The sequence below is a fragment of the Komagataeibacter sp. FXV3 genome (genome assembly GCF_015155755.1).
In the GTDB taxonomy this organism is placed as follows: domain Bacteria; phylum Pseudomonadota; class Alphaproteobacteria; order Acetobacterales; family Acetobacteraceae; genus Komagataeibacter.
Window position 1 is genome coordinate 1 of the sequence record NZ_VWPI01000076.1, and the last position, 18,874, is coordinate 18,874.

Sequence of the window (18,874 nt, forward strand, 5' to 3'; positions counted from 1 at the left end):
ATGTGGGGGCGCTGCTGTTCAACCGACAGGGCATGGTACTTGTCGCGCGCCGCACCGACATGGAGGGCGCAGGCGGCCCACCGGATCAGGGCGTATGGCAGTGCCCGCAGGGGGGCATTGATGCAGGGGAAGACCCGCAGACCGCCGTCCTGCGCGAACTGCATGAGGAAATCGGCACCAATGCCGCTGAAATCATTGGCGCCTATCCCGAATGGCTCAGCTACGACCTGCCTGCGCACCTGATTGGCAAGGCGCTGGGGGGGCGTTACCGGGGGCAGACACAGCAATGGTTTGCCCTGCGCTTTATGGGGCAGGATTCCGATATCAGGCTGGATACGCACCTGCCTGCCGAATTCGATCTGTGGAAATGGGTCAGGCTGGAACAGTTGCCGCACCTGAATGTCGGCATCAAGAAAGATATCTACACAAGGCTTGCGGCGTATTTCGCCCGCTACGCCGTGGCGGCCTGAGGCATAAGTCCCGCCCGGACAAGGGCGGCCATCGTCCTGCCCCGCAACAGGGGTGCGAGGTCCAGACCCGCCATATCCCCTGTTCCGATCCAGCGCAGTTCCGCGATTTCGGCGGCAGCGTCCGGCGTGCCATGCAACTGCCCGGTCCAGATGCGCGCGTGAACGCTAAAGCCGGGTTCATTGGCCGCAACATCGGTGAAATTTCCCGTCAGTTCCGTGCCCAGCGTCAGGCCGCAACCCAGTTCCTCGCGGATTTCACGCATCAATGCCTGTTCGGGCTGCTCGCCTGCATCGGGCTTGCCACCGGGCAGCATGAAGGCGGTCGTGCCACGCTTGCGCACGACCAGCAGACGTTCGCGCACGATCACTGCCGCACAGACAACCCTGATGATACCCGGCATGTACCCAATCCCTTGCAGCCTTGAGAAAAATACAAAAGTCTCTGGTTAAGCTTTTTTCAAAACGCTTCGAAGAACGCCGCCTTTATTACAAAAAAGGCGACACCCAAAAATTCCTACTATTTATCCCCGCCCTTGAGCGGCGACATGAGGAAACAGAAAGGTACGACAAGCATGCAGCCAATACCAAGGATCATGAAGACCTCGTTATAGGCAAGGATGGCCACCTGCCGCTGGAATTCCTTGTATAACCGCCCCATGGCCACGTTATTGACTACCCCCTGCGCATAACCGCGCGCGACCGCAGCCGCACGGCTGTGGGCCAGGTATTCGTTAAATGGCTGGTGATACGGCGTCATCCAGTGGACCATCTGGTTCTGGTGCGCCTGACGCAGTTCGGTCACCAGTGCCGTAGCCCCCGAAATACTCAGTGACCCCAGAACGTTACGCGCCATGCTGAACAGGGCGGACCCGTCGGCGTTCAGTTCGCGTGGCAGGGTGGCATAGGTAATGGTCGAAATCGGCACGAACAGGAAGGCCATGGTGCCGGTCTGGCTCATGCGGAACAGGACCAGATGCCGGAAATCCAGATCGGGCACCAGTTGCGCCGACCACAGCATGGACACACCCATCAGGAAGAAGCCGAATGCGATGATATAGCGCAGCTGGATGTACTTCATCCCGATACCCACCAGCGGGATCAGCACGATCACCACCATACCGCCAGGCGACAGGATCAGGCCGGACAGGGTGGCGGTATAGCCCATGATCTGCTGTGAAAATTGCGGCACGATAATGGCCGAGGAATAGAGCAGCGCGCCCACTGCCCCCATAAGCCCCGTGCCCACCGCGAAATTACGGTCCTTGAATACCCGCAGATCCACCGCCGGGTTTTTCGCCCGCAACAACCAGATCACCGCCCCCCCGATGCCAAGGACGGCAAGGGTGGCCATGATGATGATCATGCGCGAACCGAACCAGTCTTCGTCCTCACCCCGGTCAACCGCCACTTCCAGACAGCCGAAGCCAATGGTGATCAGCCCGATGCCCACGAAATCCAGCGGCGCCTTCTGCTTGCGCGCCCATGGTGGGTCCTCGACCATGATCGACACCGCGATCGTGGCCAGAATACCCACCGGCACGTTGATGAAGAACACCCAGCGCCATGAATAGTTGTCGGTAATCCACCCGCCAAGTGACGGGCCAAGCACCGGGGCGACCACGGTGGCAATGGCGGTCAGGCCGAATGCTGCCGCGCGTTTGTCGGGCGGGAAGGTATCAAGGATGATCGACTGCTGGTTGGGCTGCAACCCGCCGCCAAAGAATCCCTGCATCAGCCGGAACATGATCAGTTCGGGCAGGCTGGTGGAAATGCCGCACAGAAAGGACGACAGCGAAAACATGGAAATGCAGATCAGGAAGTAATGCCTGCGCCCGAACAGCTTGCCCAACCAGCCCGAGATCGTCAGCACGATACCGTTGGCCACAAGGTAGGATGTCAGCGTCCATGTCGCGTCATCATACGTGGATGACAGGTTGCCCGCGATATGCGGCAGCGCCACGTTGACGATGGTGGTATCGAGAATTTCCATGAAGGCGGCCACCGTCACAACCACGGCGATCAGCCATGGATTGTGTTTCGGTTTCCAGTTCGTGCCATCCGCCGCCCCGGTGGACGCTGCCTGCGCACTCATTCCGTGTGGACCGTCGGTTCAACCGACAGACCGATCGACAGCGGCAGGTCCTGTCGCAGCCCCTCGTCAATCAGGATCTTGACCGGTACGCGCTGCACGATCTTCACATAGTTGCCCGTGGCGTTTTCTGGCGGGAAGGCGCTGAAGGTCGCCCCCGTGCCCAGCTGCAGCGAATCAATATGCCCCTTCAGCTTCAGGAACGGATAGGCATCAATCGCAATGTCCACCTTCTGGCCCGGGCGCATGTGGGTCAGCTGCGTTTCCTTGTAGTTTGCCACGACCCATATTTCGGGTTCGACAATGGACACCACAGTCTGGCCTGCCGTGACATAGGTGCCGCGTTCAATGTTACGCTGGGAAATCCAGCCATCATGCGGGGCGCGGATCTGGGTCCATTCCACGTTCAGCTCCGCCTCGCGCAGCTTGGCTTCCGCCTGTGCAAGCTGGGCCTGCTGTTCGGTTACGCGGGCTTCGGTGCTGGAAATGTTGGGAATGACCGGCAGGGCGGTTTCAAGGTTGCCCTGTGCCTCAAGCACCTGCGCCTTGGCCGCATTCAGCGCCGCGGTGGCGTAATCGATATTCTGCTGCGATGTGGCTTCACGCGTTACGCCATGCTGGCGGCGGTAATCGGTTTCCGCCTTGAATTCCTGTGCCTGCGCTTCCGCCAGCTGTCCCTGCGCCACCATCAGGTGACCCGGAAAATTCTTTTTCGCCACTTCGGCCAGCAGGCTGTAGTTGCGGACCTGCGCGCGCGCGATATCCACCGCCGCCGCCGCCTGGTCACGCTGGGCGCGCCAGTTGCGGTCATCAATGCGGGCAATGACGTCACCCTGATGGACGAACTGGTTATCATTAACCAGCAGTTCGGTCACGTAGCCGGACACGTGGGGTGCGACCGCCACCGCACGACCGGCGGTAAAGGCATCATCCGTTTCGACTTCATTGCGGTGCAGGAACCAGTAAAGCCCGCCCAGGACAAGCAGCACCACAAGGCCACCGATCAGGATCACCTTGCGCCGGGGGGATGCTTCCTTTGCCTTTTCCTGCTCGTGCCCAGTGTCCTGTGCCCGTGTGTCCTGTGTGGTCTGTCCGTCTTCAGCTGCCTTGCCTTCGTCCGCGGCCATCTGCTTCCCTCATCATCACTTTTATTGCAGCCCCTGATCCTGTCATCCACGCATTGACCGAACGGGTCGGTCAATCCATTGCACGAAGCTTGCAACACTTCAACCGCCATCACCGGCCCGGACGCACATTCAGCGCAGTTTACAGCGTAAAGGCCTGATTGCGTACCATGCGGGCATACAGCCCGTTTTCATCCATCAGCGCATCATGCGTACCACATTCGACCGCACGCCCCTGCGCCATGACCACGACCAGATCAGCTGAACGGACGGTGGACAGACGATGGGCCACAACAATGGTCGTGCGCCCCTGGCGCAGATGCGTCAGGGCGTTCTGGACAATGGCCTCGCTTTCGCTATCCAGCGCGCTTGTCGCCTCATCCAGCAGCAGGACGCGCGGGTTGCGCAGCAGTGCGCGCGCCAGCGCCACGCGCTGCCGCTGCCCACCCGACAGGCGCTGCCCGCCGGGGCCGACCACCGTGTCGTAGCCCCGTGGCAGGGCCTGAATGAATTCATCCGCCGCCGCCGCCCGTGCGGCAGCGCGCACCTGTTCATCATCCGCCTGCGGGTTGCCCATGCGGATATTGTCCATCACCGACAGGTCAAACAGCAGCGTATCCTGACTGACATAGGCAATCGCGTCACGCAGTTCCGACAGGATCAGGCGGCGCAGGTCCACGCCATCAAGCGTGATGCGGCCAGCCGATACGTCATGCAGGCGCGGGATCAGCGACAGCGCCGTGGACTTGCCCGCCCCCGACGGACCGACAAGGGCCACGGTCAGGCCGGGGCTTGCCACGAAATCCAGTCCCTCCAGCCCCATGCGCCCATCGGGATAGCGGAACGTCACCTGTTCAAAGCGCAGGTCGCCACCACCGGGCGGCAGGGCGATCGCATCGGGCGCCTGCGCCACGGCCACGGGTTCATCAATCACGTCAAACACGCGCTGCAGGCCGCCAAGACCTTCCTGCAGGGCGATATTGAGCGTGCCCAGCGCACGCAGCGGCCGCGCGGCCAGCAGAAGGGCTGCGACAAATCCCGAAAAATCACCCAGCGTGGCCCCGCCCTGCGTCGCGCGCCACCCGGCAAAGCCGAGGACGGCCGCAACCGCGATCCCGCCCAGCACTTCCAGCATCGGGTCCACGCGCGCGCGTCCCCGGGCGATGCGCAGCAGCCCCGCATGCAGTTCGTCCAGCACATGCCCCGCCCGGCGTTCTTCCGCGTCTTCCAGCCTGTAGACGCGGATGGTGCGTGACTGGCTGAAACTTTCGGTCAGCATGGCGCTCGTCTCGCCCACCTGTTCATGCATGCCACCGGACTCGCGGCGCAGGCGCTTGCCCAGCCTGCGCACCGGCATGGCCGCGATGGGATACAGCACGGCGGCGATCAGGCTGAGTTCCCAGTCCATGTACACCATGGAGACAATCAGCCCCACCACCGTCACGGCGTCACCCAGCGCGTTGGTCGCACGGATCATCGCCTCCCGAATCGCTACGGCATCGGTGGTGAAACGGGCGGCGATCTGGGCCGGGGCCTCGGTTTCGATACGGGAGATGTCAGCATGGACCAGATGGTGGAACATGCGCTGCTGCAGCCCACGGATGACCAGCAGCACCAGCGACTGCACCGCGATCGACTGGCCATACTGTGATATGGCCTTTGCCACCGTAATCACCACCACCAGCAGCGGCACCTGATACAGGATACGCGGGTCATGATCGGCAAACATGTCCAGCGCGCGCTGGATCACCAGCGGGTACAGCGCGCTGAATATGGCCATAAGCGCCGTCAGCACCATGACGGCCAGTATGCGCAGCTTGTGACAGGCCAGTTCATCATGCCACAGCCGTCGCATCAGGCTGCGTGACGACACCGTTTGCGTGGGTGTGTCCTGCCTGTCGGGCGCGGGCGTTTGAATCGCGTTCATTAACCGGCCTATAACCGCATGGCCGCCCAAAACAAAGAGCCGCGACACACGGTTACAAATTATGTCGCGCCAGAAGGGCCGTCGTGCAATACCCTGTCCATGTGCGCCACGCAGGCCGCATGGCCTGCCGTGCAGCCATTTTCCAGCCACCACTGCCGCACCTGCGCCAGCACCCGGCCCACCATTGCGCCCGATGCGCGCCCGGTGGCCATGACATCACGCCCCGCCAGCGGAAATACCGGCTTTTCCATCGCTTCCAGCCTGGCCCGCAGGTCGTCCCACGCATCCGGACGCTGTCCCGCAAGGTCGGCCTGACGCAGCCATGCGCGCCATGACAGGTCACGCAACGCATGGTCGGCCAGCATGGGTGCGAGCACGTCCACCCCCATGCCGGGCATGGGCACGGGTGCGCCACGCGTCTGTGCCAGCGCCGTGGTGTCGGCACGCGACAGCTTGAGCCGCCGCGCCACTTCGCGCACATCCCCTGACACCAGGCCCGCAAGGCGCAGCACGGCATCCGCTGGCGCCCCACAGGCCAGCAGGCGGCCAAGGCGGTCGATGTCATAACCTTCGGGCAGGACATGGGCCAGCACACCGGCATCATGCATCTGGGCCAGCGTGCGCACCACATGCGGCCCAACAAGGATACGGCGCAGTTCCGACCACACCCGTTCGACCGACAGCCGGTCAATCATGACCGACAGGGCCGTAATGGCGGCAATTGCTTCCGGGTCAGGCACATCCCCGCCATAACGGGCCTGAAAGCGGAAAAAACGCAGGATACGCAGCGCATCTTCCGTAATGCGCAGGCGGGCTTCCCCCACAAAGCGGATCCGCCCCGCGGCAAGGTCGGCCCGCCCGTTGAAATAATCATGCACCTTGCCCGCGCTGTCGCACGACATGGCGTTTATGGTGAAATCGCGCCGGGCCGCGTCCACGCGCCAGTCATGGGTCCAGGCCACGGTCGCGTGGCGGCCATCGGTTTCCTCATCCCGGCGCAGGGTCGTGATCTCGAACGGATGGCCATCCAGCACGGCGGTAACCGTGCCATGCGACAGGCCCGTGGGCACCACGCGTATCCCCGCCTGTTTCAGCCTTGCCATCACCATATCGGGCGCAAACGGGGTGGCAAGGTCGATATCCGATACCCCCCGCCCGCACAGCAGGTCGCGCACGGCCCCGCCCACCAGCCGCGCATCGGGCAGGATGGACCATATCCGCGCAAGCTGCCCTGACACAGCCGGCATGTCCCGACACAGGCCATCAAGCGGGTTATCGCCCGCCATGATCAGATTTCATCCGGCAGGGTCGATAGCGGGAAAAATACATGCTGGCTCCATACCCCCAGGCAGGGTACTCCACGGCAGTTCCCTTCCACCGCCAGTGCGGCCAGTTCGTAATAGACCGGGCGCGCGATCCGTGCCTCGATCGGCAGCGCGCCATCCCCGTCTCGCACATGCAGGTAGGGCACCGGCCCCGTGCCGCAGCCTTCGCACGGCACGTCCCACGCACAGCGAATCGGATGGTCCGGCCCCGCGCAGATCACCTGGTCCACATTGGTGTGGAACGACAGCACCTGCCCGCGCCCGCAGCCATGCCATTCCAGGTGGTTTGCGACGAAAGGCGCGTCCTCCACCTCGATCGTGCCCTGCTCGACCGGGGTCTGCAGGCGGTAACCACCCTGCGCATCACGCCGCAGGGTGGATGCGAACAGGCAGACCATCGGCTTGCGACGGATGGGGGAGCCACGGTACAGCCATGTCCCGTCACGCCTGATCAGGAACGGCAGCGCGCCGCATGTGCCTGCCTGCCCCATGGAAAGGGAGGGCGCGGTCTCACCTGTCTCGAAATCGTCCATCAATTGCGTTAACCCGACACTATGGAAGCTGCTGGACTTGATATAGGGATCAACACCGGGTTGATGAAACCCCCGGACCTGTCAGACTGTTGGAATGATGACCATGGATGATACCCCTCCCCTCCATGCGGCGCCGCAGGCGGGCATGACATCTCCCTCCGCCCCCACGGGTGAACAGATCGCAGCCCAGGCCGAAAGCATGGGCGTGCGCCTGCGGGATGCACGCGCGGAAATCGGCCGCGTCATACTGGGACAGGACCAGGTGATCGACCTTGTGCTGACATCCATCCTGTCGGGGGGGCATGCGCTGCTGGTGGGGGCGCCGGGACTGGGCAAGACGCTGCTGGTCACAACGCTGGGTCACGTGCTGGGCATGGATGCGCGGCGCGTGCAGTTCACGCCCGACCTCATGCCGTCCGACATTCTGGGCAGCGAGATACTGGATGAAGACGAAAGCGGCCGCCGCAGCTTCCGCTTCGTCGCGGGGCCTGTCTTCTGCCAGTTGCTGATGGCCGATGAAATCAACCGCGCCAGCCCCCGTACCCAGTCCGCCCTGCTGCAGGCCATGCAGGAGCATGAGGTCGCGATTGCCGGGACCAACCACCTGCTGCCCCGCCCCTTTCACGTTCTGGCCACCCAGAACCCGATCGAGCAGGAAGGCACCTATCCCCTGCCCGAAGCGCAGCTTGACCGCTTCCTCATGCAGGTGACGCTGGACTTCCCCGATGCCAGCGCCGAACGCGCCATGCTGCTGGCCACGACCGGCACCACCACGGCCACGGCACGCGCCGTCCTGGCGGCCAGTGACGTGCTGGCGGCACAGGAACTGGTGCGCGCGCTACCGGTGGGTGAACAGGTGGTTGATGCGATCGTGCGGCTTGTCCGCGCGGCCCGGCCAGAAACGACCGATGACCCGACCATACGCGAAGCCGTGGCATGGGGCCCCGGTCCGCGCGCGGCGCAGGCATTGATGCTGGCCACCCGTGCGCGCGCGCTGCTGGATGGCCGCCTGTCCCCCACGATCGAGGACGTGGCCGCACTGGCCCATCCCATCCTTGCCCACCGCATGGCGCTGTCCTTTACCGCGCGGGCGGAAAACGTCCGCCTGGGCACGCTGATCGACACGCTGGTCGGACGGATCGGCTGACATTGCGCGCAGCCCTGTCCTTTCTCACGCGCCTGTCCGGGTGGACCCGACCGGGACCGGGCAGGACGTCGTCCCCATCGGGCCATGACGGGGATGATACCGGCTTCCTGCCCCGCCACCCGGTTTCGGCCACGGCGGTGGCGGATTCACTGGCCAGTCGCCTGCCGACCCTGATCGTGGCGGCACGCCGGATCGCGCAGAATGCGGGTGCCGGTCCCCACCCGCGGCGCAAGGCAGGCGTGGGTGAGGAATTCTGGCAGTACCGCCCCGCCATGTCGGGCGAGGCCGCGACCCATATCGACTGGCGGCAGTCGGCGCGCGGGGACCGGGCGTTCGTGCGCGAACATGAAGCCCAGACCCCGCACACCATATGCATCTGGTGCGATAACAGCGCATCCATGCGCTGGCGCTCCGATGACAGCCTGCCGCTGAAGGCCGAACGCGCCTTCCTGCTCGCGCTCGCCTGTGCCGCCATGCTGCTGCGACAGGGGGAGGACATCCGCCTGCTGGGTGCTGCCGGCACGCCCCCGCTGCGCCTGCGCGGGCGGCAGGCGCTGGAACGCATGGCGCATGCGCTGATCGCCGCCCTGCGCACCACGGCAGACGATACCACCCTGCCACAGGCCGCCGCCATTCCCGCGCGCAGCCGGGTGCTGCTGTTTGGCGACGGGCTGTATCCCGCGACGCAACTGTCGGCCTTCCTGCGCGCGGCCACGGCGCGGCAGGCGACCTGCACACTGATCGAAGTGATTGACCCGGCAGAAACCGCTTTTCCATATGAAGGGCATACCCGCTTTACCGGGCTGGAGGATGACACGGCCTTACTGCTCAATGGCAGCGCAACCCTGCGCCATGACTACGCCGCGATATGGACCCGCCATCAGGACCAGTTACGAACCCTGTGCCAGGCGGCGGGCAGCCCGCCGGTGCCGCACCTGACGGACCAGCCGCCGGAAAAGGCCCTGCTGGCGCTGCACGCCCTGCCGGGCATGGGGAGCAGGCCATGATGCTGCTTGCGCCTTGGATGCTGCTGGGCCTGCTGGCGCTGCCTGTGGTGTGGTGGCTGCTGCACGCCCTGCCGCCCGCGCCACGGGTGCAGTCCTTTCCGCCCATGGCCCTGCTGCGCGCGCTCAACGCGCCGCCGCCGGATGCGACCTCAGCCCCCTTGTGGCGACTGCTGCTGCGCTGTGCCGCCGTGGGGCTGCTGGTGCTGGGGCTGGCGCAACCGATCTTTCCGCGCGGGCAGGCAGGACTGGCGGATGCCGACTGCCTGATCGTGGTGGATGATGGCTGGGCCGCGGCGGGCACATGGCCCCAGCGCATCCACGCGCTGGACGGGCTGCTGAATCACCTGTCACGCACCGGGCATGGGGCGCGGCTGCTGCTGACGGCGCGCAGTGACGCGCTGGACCCGGTAACCGTCCAGCCCACGCAGCAGGCGCAGGTGCTGCGCGGCATGATTGACCCGCTCCTGCCCCGCGCATGGTCAGCGGACCGGACGGCGGCCACGCGCGCGCTGGCGCAACTGGCGCAGCAGGGCTGGCACGGGCCGGTCATCTATGTTTCGGACGGGCTGGCCACACCGGCGGATGCCGCGTTTGGCGCGGCATTATCCAAAATCGGACCGGTGCGGGAAATGTACCTGCCCGGTTCGGACATTACCCTGCTTGCGCCGCCGGACGGTGGCGAAAACGGACTGGCCACCCGCCTGCGCGCCGTGCCACGCCCACATGCACGCACATGGCATCTACGGCTTGAAACCACCACCGGGGGCACGCTGGCCCTTGTGCCCGCAACCCTGCCCGCAGGCAGCGACCATGTGGACATCACACCCGACCTGCCAGCCGAGCTGCGCAACAAGGTCGACCACCTGTCGCTGGATGGCGTAAATGGGCCGGGTGGCGTGCGCCTGCTGGATGAACGTGAACGCCAGCGCCCCGTGGGGCTGATTTTCAGCACATCATCCGACACGCCGCTTATGGGCAGCCTGTTCTACCTGCGCCGCGCGCTGCAGCCCACTGCCGAACTGCGCGAGGGCGATCTGGACACGCTGCTGGCCCGCCCGCTTTCGGTCATCATCGCACCCGACGGCACGCTTGGCAGCCCCGACAGCCGCAGGAAGGTGGAAGCATGGGTGCGCGGTGGCGGTACTCTGATCCGTTTTGCAGGCCCCCTGCTGGTCAAGGGCAGCGACAGCCCCGCCCCCGACCCGAAGCCCGCCGATACGCTGCTGCCCGTACCCCTGATGGGGGGCGAACGGGTGCTGGGCGGCACCATGTCATGGAGCAGACCCGAACATCTTGCCCCCTTCCCTGCATCCTCCCCGTTCCATGACCTTGATATCCCGGGTGATGTCACGGTGTCGCGGCAGGTCCTGGCCCAGCCTTCCACCGATCTGGACAGCCATAGCTGGGCGCGGCTGACCGATGGCACCCCGCTGGTGACCCATGCCGCCCTTGGGGCGGGGCAGGTCGTGCTGTTCCATGTCACCAGCACGGCGGAATGGTCCAACCTGCCGCTGTCGGGGCTGTTCGTGGGCATGCTGCAGCACCTGATTGACGAGGCATCGGGGATCGAGACACCGGCCGGCGCAACCCTGCTGGCCCCGTACATGACGCTGGATGGCGATGGCGCGCTGGTAACGCCACCCGCGGGGGCACAGGCGCTGCGGGCCGATGCCTTCGGCCACACGGCCCCCACACCGGAACACCCGCCAGGACTGTATGGCCCACGCAACAGCCGCCGCGCGCTCAACCCCGGTGATGGCCCGGCCCCGCTTGTGGCGCAGGACACCATCGGCACGGCATCGGACCTGCGCGGACAGGTGCCTGATCTTGCCATCGGGCCGATGCTCATGCTCCTGGCCGCCCTGCTGCTGGTCGTGGATGGCGCGATAAGCGTGCTGCAGCGCGGACGGAAATGGGCCCGCCGCACGACGGTCGCCATGCTGGCGCTGGCCTGCATGCCGCACGGCCATGCGCATGCGGCGGACATTCCCCCCGACGTGCCGCGGGCGGCGCTGGAAACCCGGCTGGCCTATATCATCACCGGGCATGCGGATGTCGATGATGTCTCGAAAGAAGGGCTTCAGGGCCTGTCTGATTACGTCAATGCCCGGACATCCGCCGTGCTGGGCCACCCTGATGGCGTGGTGCCGGAACGCGATGACCTGTCTTACTACCCGCTCATCTACTGGCCGGTGACGGCGGATGCCACCACCACGCCCGCCCGCACGGCGGCGCTGAATACCTACATGCGCCATGGCGGCATCCTGATGATCGACACGCAGGGACAGGACCCCGCCACGGCAACCGACAGTGGCGGCAGCTATACCGGTTCAGCCCCCGGCACGGCGGCGGCCCTGCGGCGCATGACGGCGGGGCTGGATATCCCGCCCCTTGCACGGATGGATAACCACCATGTGCTGTCCCGCACGTTCTACCTGCTGCACGATTTTCCCGGCCGGTACGATGGCATGCCGGTATGGGTGGCGCAGGAAGGCGACAGCACCAATGACGGCGTCAGTCCCGTCATCATCGGCAGCAATGACTGGGCGCATGCATGGGCGGTGGATGACAGCGGCAACACCCCCTATGCCCCCGTGCCCGACGGGGCGGAGCAGCGCGTGCTGGCCTACCGGTTCGGGGTCAATGCGGTGATCTATGCGCTGACGGGCAATTACAAGGCGGATCAGGTCCATGTGCCTGCCCTGCTGAAACGGCTGGGGGAATGATGGGCATGCCCGACCTGTCACGCCACATGATGGCATTCAGCCCGCAGGTGCCGCTGTGGTGCATCTACATATTGCTGGCCGCCGTGATTGTCATGGCGGTGGCAGGCCTTGTGCGCCGGGTGCGCGGCAGCGTGTGGCGGCTGCTGGCGGGCATGGGCGTGATCGCGTGGCTGTGTGACCCGCAGCGCATTACCGAAACATGGCACCCGCTGCCCGAAACCGCGCTGATCGTGGTGGACCAGTCGGCATCCATGTCCGAACGCAACCGGGGCGACATGGCGCGCAACACCGCCGAACGCCTGCAGGCCGAAATGAACCGCGTGCCGGGACTGGTGCCGCGCATTGTCACACTGCGTGAAGCCCAGCATGGCGGCACGCGGCTGTTTGGCGCGTTAAGGCAGGCGGCGGCGGATATCCCGCCCTCCCGCCTTGCAGGTGCCGTGCTGGTGACCGATGGCGAGGACCACGACATCCCCGCCAGCGTGCCCGACATGCTCAACCCCGATGACGGGCACGGCCACCGCACAATGCTGCCGCTGCATGTGCTGCTGACCGGCAAGGGAGAGGAAACGGACCGTCACCTGCGCGTGCTGCAGGCCCCGCCATTTGCCATAGTGGGCAAGGATGTCACCATCCGTGTCGAGATTGATGACCAGGGCGCGCGCCCGGCGCCCGACGCCACCACCACGCTTACCCTGACACAGGGGGATGGCACGACCTTTTCACGGCCCGTGCGGATCGGGCAGCCGCAGGACATCACCCTGCCCGTCACCCATCCCGGTGAGATGCTGGTCGGCCTGTCGGCCCCGGAACTGCCCGGCGAGGTCTCGACGCGCAACAACCATGATGTCGTGCGCATAAACGGCGTGCGGGACCGGCTGCGCGTGCTGCTGGTGTCAGGCACGCCCAACCAGGGCGAGCGGGTATGGCGGCGGCTGCTGAAGGCCGACCCGTCCGTCGATCTGGTCCACTTCACCATCCTGCGTCCGCCCGACCGCGATGACGGCACGCCACTGTCCGACCTTGCGCTGATCGCGTTTCCGGTGAACGAACTGTTCCAGCAGAAGATCGACCAGTTCGACCTCATCATCCTCGACGGGTTTGAAAACCGGGGCATCCTGCCCGAAGCCTACCTGCGCAATATCGTCAACCACATCCGTGCGGGCGGTGGGCTGCTGCTGATCGGGGGACCGGAATTCCTGACCCCCGGATCGCTGCAGGACACGCCACTGTCGGACATCCTGCCTGCCCATGTGGCGTCCGGCGATGGCATGACCGTGCGCCGCTTCCGGCCTGACCTTACGGAAACCGGCATGCGCCATCCCGTGACCTCCGGTCTGCCGGGGGCGCCGGACAAGGCGGGCGCGCAACCGGGCTGGGGGCCGTGGTATCGCGGACTGCGCACGGATTCCGCCAATGGCGAGGTGCTGATGACCGGCCCGGACCAGCAGCCCCTGCTGGTGCTTGACCATGCAGGCAAGGGACGCGTCGCCTTCCTGCTGTCGGATCAGGCATGGCTGTGGTCGCATGGCGAAGGCGGCGGCGGACCGCAGTCGGAACTGCTGCGCCGGATTTCACACTGGCTGATGAAGGAACCGGAACTGGAGGAAAACCAGCTGGAGGCCGGGATATCGGCAGGGCAGCTGACCATTACGCGGCGTTCGGTCACCGCCGGGCCGCCGCCGGTTGTCCATGTGATCGCCCCCGATGGCACCACGCAGGACATAACGCTGGAACCCGCAGGCAATACCGGCCTTGCCCGTGCCCGCCTGCCCGCGCGGCAGGAAGGGATATGGACGGTGCGCGACGACGCGGGTCATGAGGCCTTTGCCGCCCCGCGCATGGAAGACCCGGTTGAATTTGCCGATCTGCGGGCAACGGCATCCCTGCTGGCGCCCATGGCGGCGGCAACCGGTGGGGGCGTGCACTGGCTGGGTGACAACCCGCAGGCCCCTTCCCTGCCACAGGTGGTCATGGAAAGCGGACGTGTAAGCACGACAGCCGACCGGTTTGCCTTTCCCGCGCGCAATGCCCACAGCGTATCGGGACAGCAGGCCACATCCATTCTGCCTGCCTGGGCGGTGGGCCTGTTCGTGCTGGTCATGCTGCTGCTGGCATGGTGGCGGGAAAGCCGTTCCTGACAGAAAGATGATTAGGCATCGCATCAGCCGCAATTTTGCGGTAATCACCAGAACTGCCGGGAGGCATGCGGCCGTTTCGCATGCCCGGTCGAATGCTCGCTCACTCTCGGGACAGGACATGATTTCCAGATCCGGTATTTATCTTCTTGCCGCCGCCCTGTTCGCAGGAATTCCCTGCCTGTGCATGCCCCTTCACGTGGCGTACGCACAGGATGCCGACGAAGCGGAAGCCGAGGGCGAAGCCGCTGAAGCCGCGAAAAAGGCCGAAGCCCGCCGTGCGGCCAAGGCAGCCGCCCCCCCTGCCGCCCTGCCGGGCGCGGAATCGCATGAAGAAGAGCACGGTCACGCCAGTGCGGACATGAACCCGACCGATGCGCTGTTTGACGCCATCAACCGTGGCAGTCTGGGGGCTGCGAAGGAAGCCCTGAACCGCGGCGCGGACATGACGGGCCATAACGTGCTGGGGCAGACGCCGCTGGACATGGCGATTGACCTGAACCGCAACGACATCACCTTCCTGCTGCTGTCGATGCGTACCTTCTCGGATTCGGACCCGCATTTCGCATCGAACAGCCTTGCGGAAGGCGAGGATGATACCCCGCCGCTGACCATGCCGCGTCATGCCTCCACGACTGCAACCGTTGACCACCGCTATGATGCATCGGGCGGGCATGCTGACCCGTCCATCGGGTTCCTCGGCTTCGGCGGCAGCTAGAAGAAGTTTTTTATTTACCAATCAGCTGTTTTCAGACATCGCCTGCTGGGTTCAGTCGGGCTTCCATGGCCATGATTTCCTGCACGATCTGATCCGCGGTGCTGACGCCACGGCTGCGCGTATCGGTCAGCAGGATGAATTCAACGGTCATCGGACGCGCCGAATAACGCTGGCGGCTGACGCGATAGCGTTTGTAGCCACGGGTAAAGACCCGCACATCGCCGCGTTCACAATTCGCACGGACCATATCATGCAATGGAATGAAGCCATCGGTGCTGTAGCTGGTGGCGATCCAGCGTGTCTCCAGCGCGGATAACAGGTCACGATAGGCCGCAAGCGCCTGCCGCCGGTGGTTGTAGGGACTGCGCCGCTGCGTGCGCCAGTCCTGCCGGATCGCGGCCTTGTCGCGCCCCGTGATCTTTGGCGCGAGTTCGGGCTGGTCCCACAGCGTGACCGTATTCAGGACATGATAATTCGCGCCGTAAGGGTGCTGGTTGTAAGGCGGGTCCACATAGGCAATGGCCGCTTCCCCCACCTGTCCGGCCAGATGGGTGGCAAGGGCATGCGCATCCATCCGCACGACCATATTGTCACGCCCGTTATCGATAAAGCTTGCGGGCTGAAGGTGCAGGTCGGCTGCGATGCGGTACAGTGCCGTGCCGGTACGCCCGCCCCAGCCCCGGTGGAATCCCTTGAACAGACCACTGGTATTGCTGTTGTAACTGGCGCTGTACAACAGGGGGGCAAGCAGGCAGGCCTTCTGCCCGCCATCAAGCAGTCCGTCCGCCTCCCACTGTGCGATCCGTTCGCGGATAGCATCAATGCGCATGCCGTTCTTGCGCATGTAAAACATCCGGTCACGCGCCGTATCGTACTCCACGTCATCATCGGGGCACAGGTGACGGGTCACCCAGCCTTCCCGCGGTGGCAGGGCATTCAGTTCGGCTATGACCTGCGCATAGTCCCGACCACCATGAAAACACGGCGGCGCGGATGTGCCGACATGGCAGCGGTTCAGCACCTCGCTATACGGTTCCCAGTCATTGGTCAGCACGCGGAAACCAAGCCATTTGGCCAGACGGGAAACGACGCCGGTGCCGGCAAACAGGTCCACAAAATCGGTCCGGGCGGGATTTTCTTCCGTGGCGGCAACGGCCTGCGCAATCAGGCCCAGCAATTTACGCTTGTTCCCGATATAGGGAATAAGCTGGCTGTACAGGTAATCATCCGTCTGCCCGGCGGAATGGCGGGCCGCGCTCCATTCCATCGCGGGCAGGCCGTGCGGGCCGCCATGGTCCGGCCGCCGGTTCACGCCGTCATGCCCATGAATGTTGCTGTCCGCCCCCACCCCATGGTTCAGGAGGCGACGGCTGCCTGCTCCGCCCGGATTTCACCGCGCAGCACATCAAGCTGGGTCTGTTCGCCCTCTCGCTCGAAATACCAGAAGGTCCAGCCATTGCACGATGGCGCATTGGTCAGCAACGCGCCCATTTTATGGATCGACCCCCGGTGCCGCCCGCTGACCAGCGTGCCATCGGGCGATACGGTGGCGCGCACCCGCTTCTGCCGGTCGGTCAGCACCGTGCCCGCAGGCACCATGCCGCGCTCCACCAGCACACCAAAGGGCACGCGCGGGCTTTCACGCCGGGCGGGCGTGGTCTGCACGCTGTCCAGGGGTACGGGCTTTTCACGTCGGGCACGGCCGATTGCGGCCTCGGCATAATCGGGGTGGCGCTCGATCCCGATGAAGCGGCGGCGCAGCCTGCGCGCCATGGCGGTCGTGGTGCCAGTGCCGGTAAAGGGGTCCAGCACCACATCATCCACATTGGTGGACGCCACCAGCACGCGGTGCAGCAGGCTTTCGGGCTTCTGGGTGGGATGCAGTTTCAGGCCATGTTCGTTACGCAGCCGTTCGCCGCCGGTACACAGCGGCAGGTACCAGTCCGAACGCATCTGCACATCGTCATTGAGCGCCTTCATCGCCTGGTAATTGAAGCGATAACGGCTGTCGGGTCCCCGTGCCGCCCAGATCAGCGTTTCATGCGCATTGGTAAAACGGCGCCCCCGGAAATTGGGCATGGGGTTGGACTTGCGCCAGATCACGTCATTGAGGATCCAGAACCCCAGATCCTGCAGGATCGCGCCAATGCGGAAAATGTTATGGTACGACCCGATTACCCATATCGTACCGTCCTTGCGCAGGACGCGGCGCGCTTCGGTCAGCCACGCACGGGTGAATTCGTCATAGGCCTGAAGATCGGTGAATTTATCCCAGTCGTCATCCACCCCATCGACCACGCTGTCATCGGGGCGGCGCAATTCGCCCTTCAACTGCAGATTGTATGGTGGGTCCGCAAACACGCAGTCGATCGACCCTGCGGGCAGGGTGCGCATCATCTCGACACAGTCCCCCCGCAGCACCTGGTCCAGGGGCAATTCCATCATAACCGCACCGCTCATGAATTGTTCAGCATGATGGCTGCTCCGCGCTTTGGGGTGAAGAAGGGAGAACGGAAGCCTGCATGATGCGGCGTACCGTGCCGAACGCTGCGCGATGGTGGGGGCTTATGCCATCCGCCATCAGGGCCGCGCGATGGATCGCGGTACCGTAACCCGCATTGCGGTCCCAGCCATAGCTGGGCCAGCGCCGGGCCAGCCGTGTCATCAACCGGTCGCGCACGACCTTGGCCACCACGGACGCCGCAGAAATGGACAGGCTGATCGCATCCCCCCCCACGACGCATTGCGCCGGACACCCGAAATCGGGTGCGGCGTTTCCATCAACCAGAACCAGTTCGGGGGATTGCGGCAGGCGACCGACAGCACGCTGCATGGCAATCCATGAAGCGCGGAGGATATTGTAATGTTCGATTTCGGCGACGGATGCGCCCCCCACCCCGATCAGGACACCGGGAGTGGCGTGCAGCACGTCATAAAGCTGCTGCCTGACCTTTGGCTTCAGCTTCTTTGAATCATCCAGCCTGTCCGCCAGCGCGCCCGGAACGTCCGACAGGAACATGACCGCGGCGGCGATGACAGGTCCGGCCAGCGGGCCACGACCTACCTCATCCACACCGGCGACGCGTCCCCCATGGGCGTTTTCAAGCGCGTAATCGGGCATCCATTCCTTCCTGATCGTATGCGAATCGGACCATGGTGGCCCGATTCGCATCGAATTTCCGTTCTGGAAGGATGGAAACCATTTTTATGCAGGGTTGCGCAAGATGCTGTGGACTCATCGAGTCCCTTAAAATGAAAAAAAAACGACTCGACCCGGTTCAGCCCTTGCGACGGGGCAGGAAAATCAGCCCCATGATGGTACCAATCACAGCAGCAATCCCCAGCGAAAACAGCGGGCGTTCGCGCACGAACGTCATTGCGCGCTCAACCTTGCCCTCGCCTTCTTCATACAGGTCGGCGAATTCCTGGCGCGCCATGCCCGAAAGCTGGTCCACCTTGCCTTCCGCCTGCATGCCCATGTTGCCCGTCAGGCCACCGGCGGCGTCCTTCAGGCGGCCAACGCCTTCATCCATGACGCCTTCGGCCTTTGTCTCGATGGTCTTTGCCTTGTCTTCCGACATCGTTCACACTCCGTTGTATCGCTTGGTTTGTAGCGTTGGCCTATAACGCCATGATGGCGCTTACGGTTCCGTACCGCCTATATCATGCA

At 64.5% G+C, this 18,874-nt stretch carries 16 protein-coding genes; 6 read left to right on the forward strand and 10 right to left on the reverse strand.

What is annotated here, in order from left to right:
• Positions 1-2: 2 nt before the first annotated feature.
• A complete protein-coding gene (locus F1542_RS07385) occupies positions 3-470 on the forward strand; it encodes an RNA pyrophosphohydrolase (protein ID WP_346011832.1) in 468 nt (155 codons plus the stop codon).
• On the opposite strand, the gene F1542_RS07390 is transcribed toward F1542_RS07385, so the two are convergent.
• The 6 genes from F1542_RS07390 to F1542_RS07415 all read right to left on the reverse strand — a co-directional run bounded on the left by F1542_RS07390 (position 452) and on the right by F1542_RS07415 (position 7,468).
• Entirely contained in the window at positions 452-871 is a 420-nt protein-coding gene (locus tag F1542_RS07390; protein WP_193732476.1) for an NUDIX domain-containing protein, read from the reverse strand. The two genes, F1542_RS07385 and F1542_RS07390, sit on opposite strands and share 19 nt — an antisense overlap.
• Before the next feature lie 116 nt (positions 872-987).
• On the reverse strand, positions 988-2,562 hold the full coding sequence (locus F1542_RS07395; RefSeq protein ID WP_193732477.1) for a DHA2 family efflux MFS transporter permease subunit: 1,575 nt from the start codon (positions 2,560-2,562) through the stop codon (positions 988-990).
• Positions 2,559-3,686 carry an HlyD family secretion protein gene (locus tag F1542_RS07400; protein ID WP_193732478.1) on the reverse strand — a complete coding sequence of 376 codons (1,128 nt, stop codon included), beginning with the start codon at positions 3,684-3,686 and terminating at the stop codon, positions 2,559-2,561. The genes F1542_RS07395 and F1542_RS07400 overlap by 4 nt, the downstream gene beginning before the upstream one ends.
• 139 nt (positions 3,687-3,825) lie before the next feature.
• Positions 3,826-5,610, reverse strand: a complete 1,785-nt coding sequence (locus tag F1542_RS07405; protein ID WP_193732479.1) for an ABC transporter ATP-binding protein — start codon at positions 5,608-5,610, stop codon at positions 3,826-3,828.
• Between the two features lie 59 nt (positions 5,611-5,669).
• The gene (locus tag F1542_RS07410) at positions 5,670-6,896 is read right to left on the reverse strand and encodes a CCA tRNA nucleotidyltransferase (RefSeq protein ID WP_193732480.1); all 1,227 of its coding nucleotides are present in this window, start codon (positions 6,894-6,896) and stop codon (positions 5,670-5,672) included.
• 2 nt (positions 6,897-6,898) lie between these two features.
• Complete coding sequence (locus F1542_RS07415) at positions 6,899-7,468, reverse strand: DUF1285 domain-containing protein (protein ID WP_193732481.1); 570 nt, start codon at positions 7,466-7,468, stop codon at positions 6,899-6,901.
• A 94-nt stretch (positions 7,469-7,562) separates the two neighbouring features.
• Here F1542_RS07415 and F1542_RS07420 point away from each other — a divergent pair, with 94 nt between their 5' ends.
• The 5 genes from F1542_RS07420 to F1542_RS07440 all read left to right on the forward strand — a co-directional run bounded on the left by F1542_RS07420 (position 7,563) and on the right by F1542_RS07440 (position 15,204).
• On the forward strand, positions 7,563-8,615 hold the full coding sequence (locus F1542_RS07420; RefSeq protein ID WP_193732482.1) for a MoxR family ATPase: 1,053 nt from the start codon (positions 7,563-7,565) through the stop codon (positions 8,613-8,615).
• Positions 8,616-8,617: 2 nt separating this feature from the next.
• Positions 8,618-9,622: a DUF58 domain-containing protein gene (locus tag F1542_RS07425; protein ID WP_193732483.1), complete on the forward strand. Its 1,005-nt coding sequence runs from the start codon at positions 8,618-8,620 to the stop codon at positions 9,620-9,622.
• On the forward strand, positions 9,619-12,348 hold the full coding sequence (locus tag F1542_RS07430) for a DUF4159 domain-containing protein (protein WP_193732484.1): 2,730 nt from the start codon (positions 9,619-9,621) through the stop codon (positions 12,346-12,348). The genes F1542_RS07425 and F1542_RS07430 overlap by 4 nt, the downstream gene beginning before the upstream one ends.
• On the forward strand, positions 12,345-14,489 hold the full coding sequence (locus F1542_RS07435; RefSeq protein ID WP_193732485.1) for a VWA domain-containing protein: 2,145 nt from the start codon (positions 12,345-12,347) through the stop codon (positions 14,487-14,489). Before F1542_RS07430 ends, F1542_RS07435 begins: the two co-directional genes overlap by 4 nt.
• Positions 14,490-14,607: 118 nt before the next feature.
• On the forward strand, positions 14,608-15,204 hold the full coding sequence (locus tag F1542_RS07440; protein WP_193732486.1) for an ankyrin repeat domain-containing protein: 597 nt from the start codon (positions 14,608-14,610) through the stop codon (positions 15,202-15,204).
• Positions 15,205-15,235: 31 nt separating this feature from the next.
• On the opposite strand, the gene F1542_RS07445 is transcribed toward F1542_RS07440, so the two are convergent.
• From F1542_RS07445 to F1542_RS07460, 4 genes are all read right to left on the reverse strand, one after another.
• Positions 15,236-16,516 (reverse strand): DNA adenine methylase, encoded by a 1,281-nt coding sequence (locus F1542_RS07445; RefSeq protein ID WP_193732487.1) that lies wholly within the window; start codon positions 16,514-16,516, stop codon positions 15,236-15,238.
• Positions 16,517-16,560: 44 nt separating this feature from the next.
• The gene (locus tag F1542_RS07450) at positions 16,561-17,664 is read right to left on the reverse strand and encodes a DNA methyltransferase (RefSeq protein ID WP_026018378.1); all 1,104 of its coding nucleotides are present in this window, start codon (positions 17,662-17,664) and stop codon (positions 16,561-16,563) included.
• A gap of 7 nt (positions 17,665-17,671) precedes the next feature.
• Positions 17,672-18,325 carry a ribonuclease HII gene (locus F1542_RS07455; RefSeq protein WP_193732488.1) on the reverse strand — a complete coding sequence of 218 codons (654 nt, stop codon included), beginning with the start codon at positions 18,323-18,325 and terminating at the stop codon, positions 17,672-17,674.
• Positions 18,326-18,482: 157 nt separating this feature from the next.
• Entirely contained in the window at positions 18,483-18,785 is a 303-nt protein-coding gene (locus F1542_RS07460; protein WP_193732489.1) for a CsbD family protein, read from the reverse strand.
• Positions 18,786-18,874: the final 89 nt, after the last annotated feature.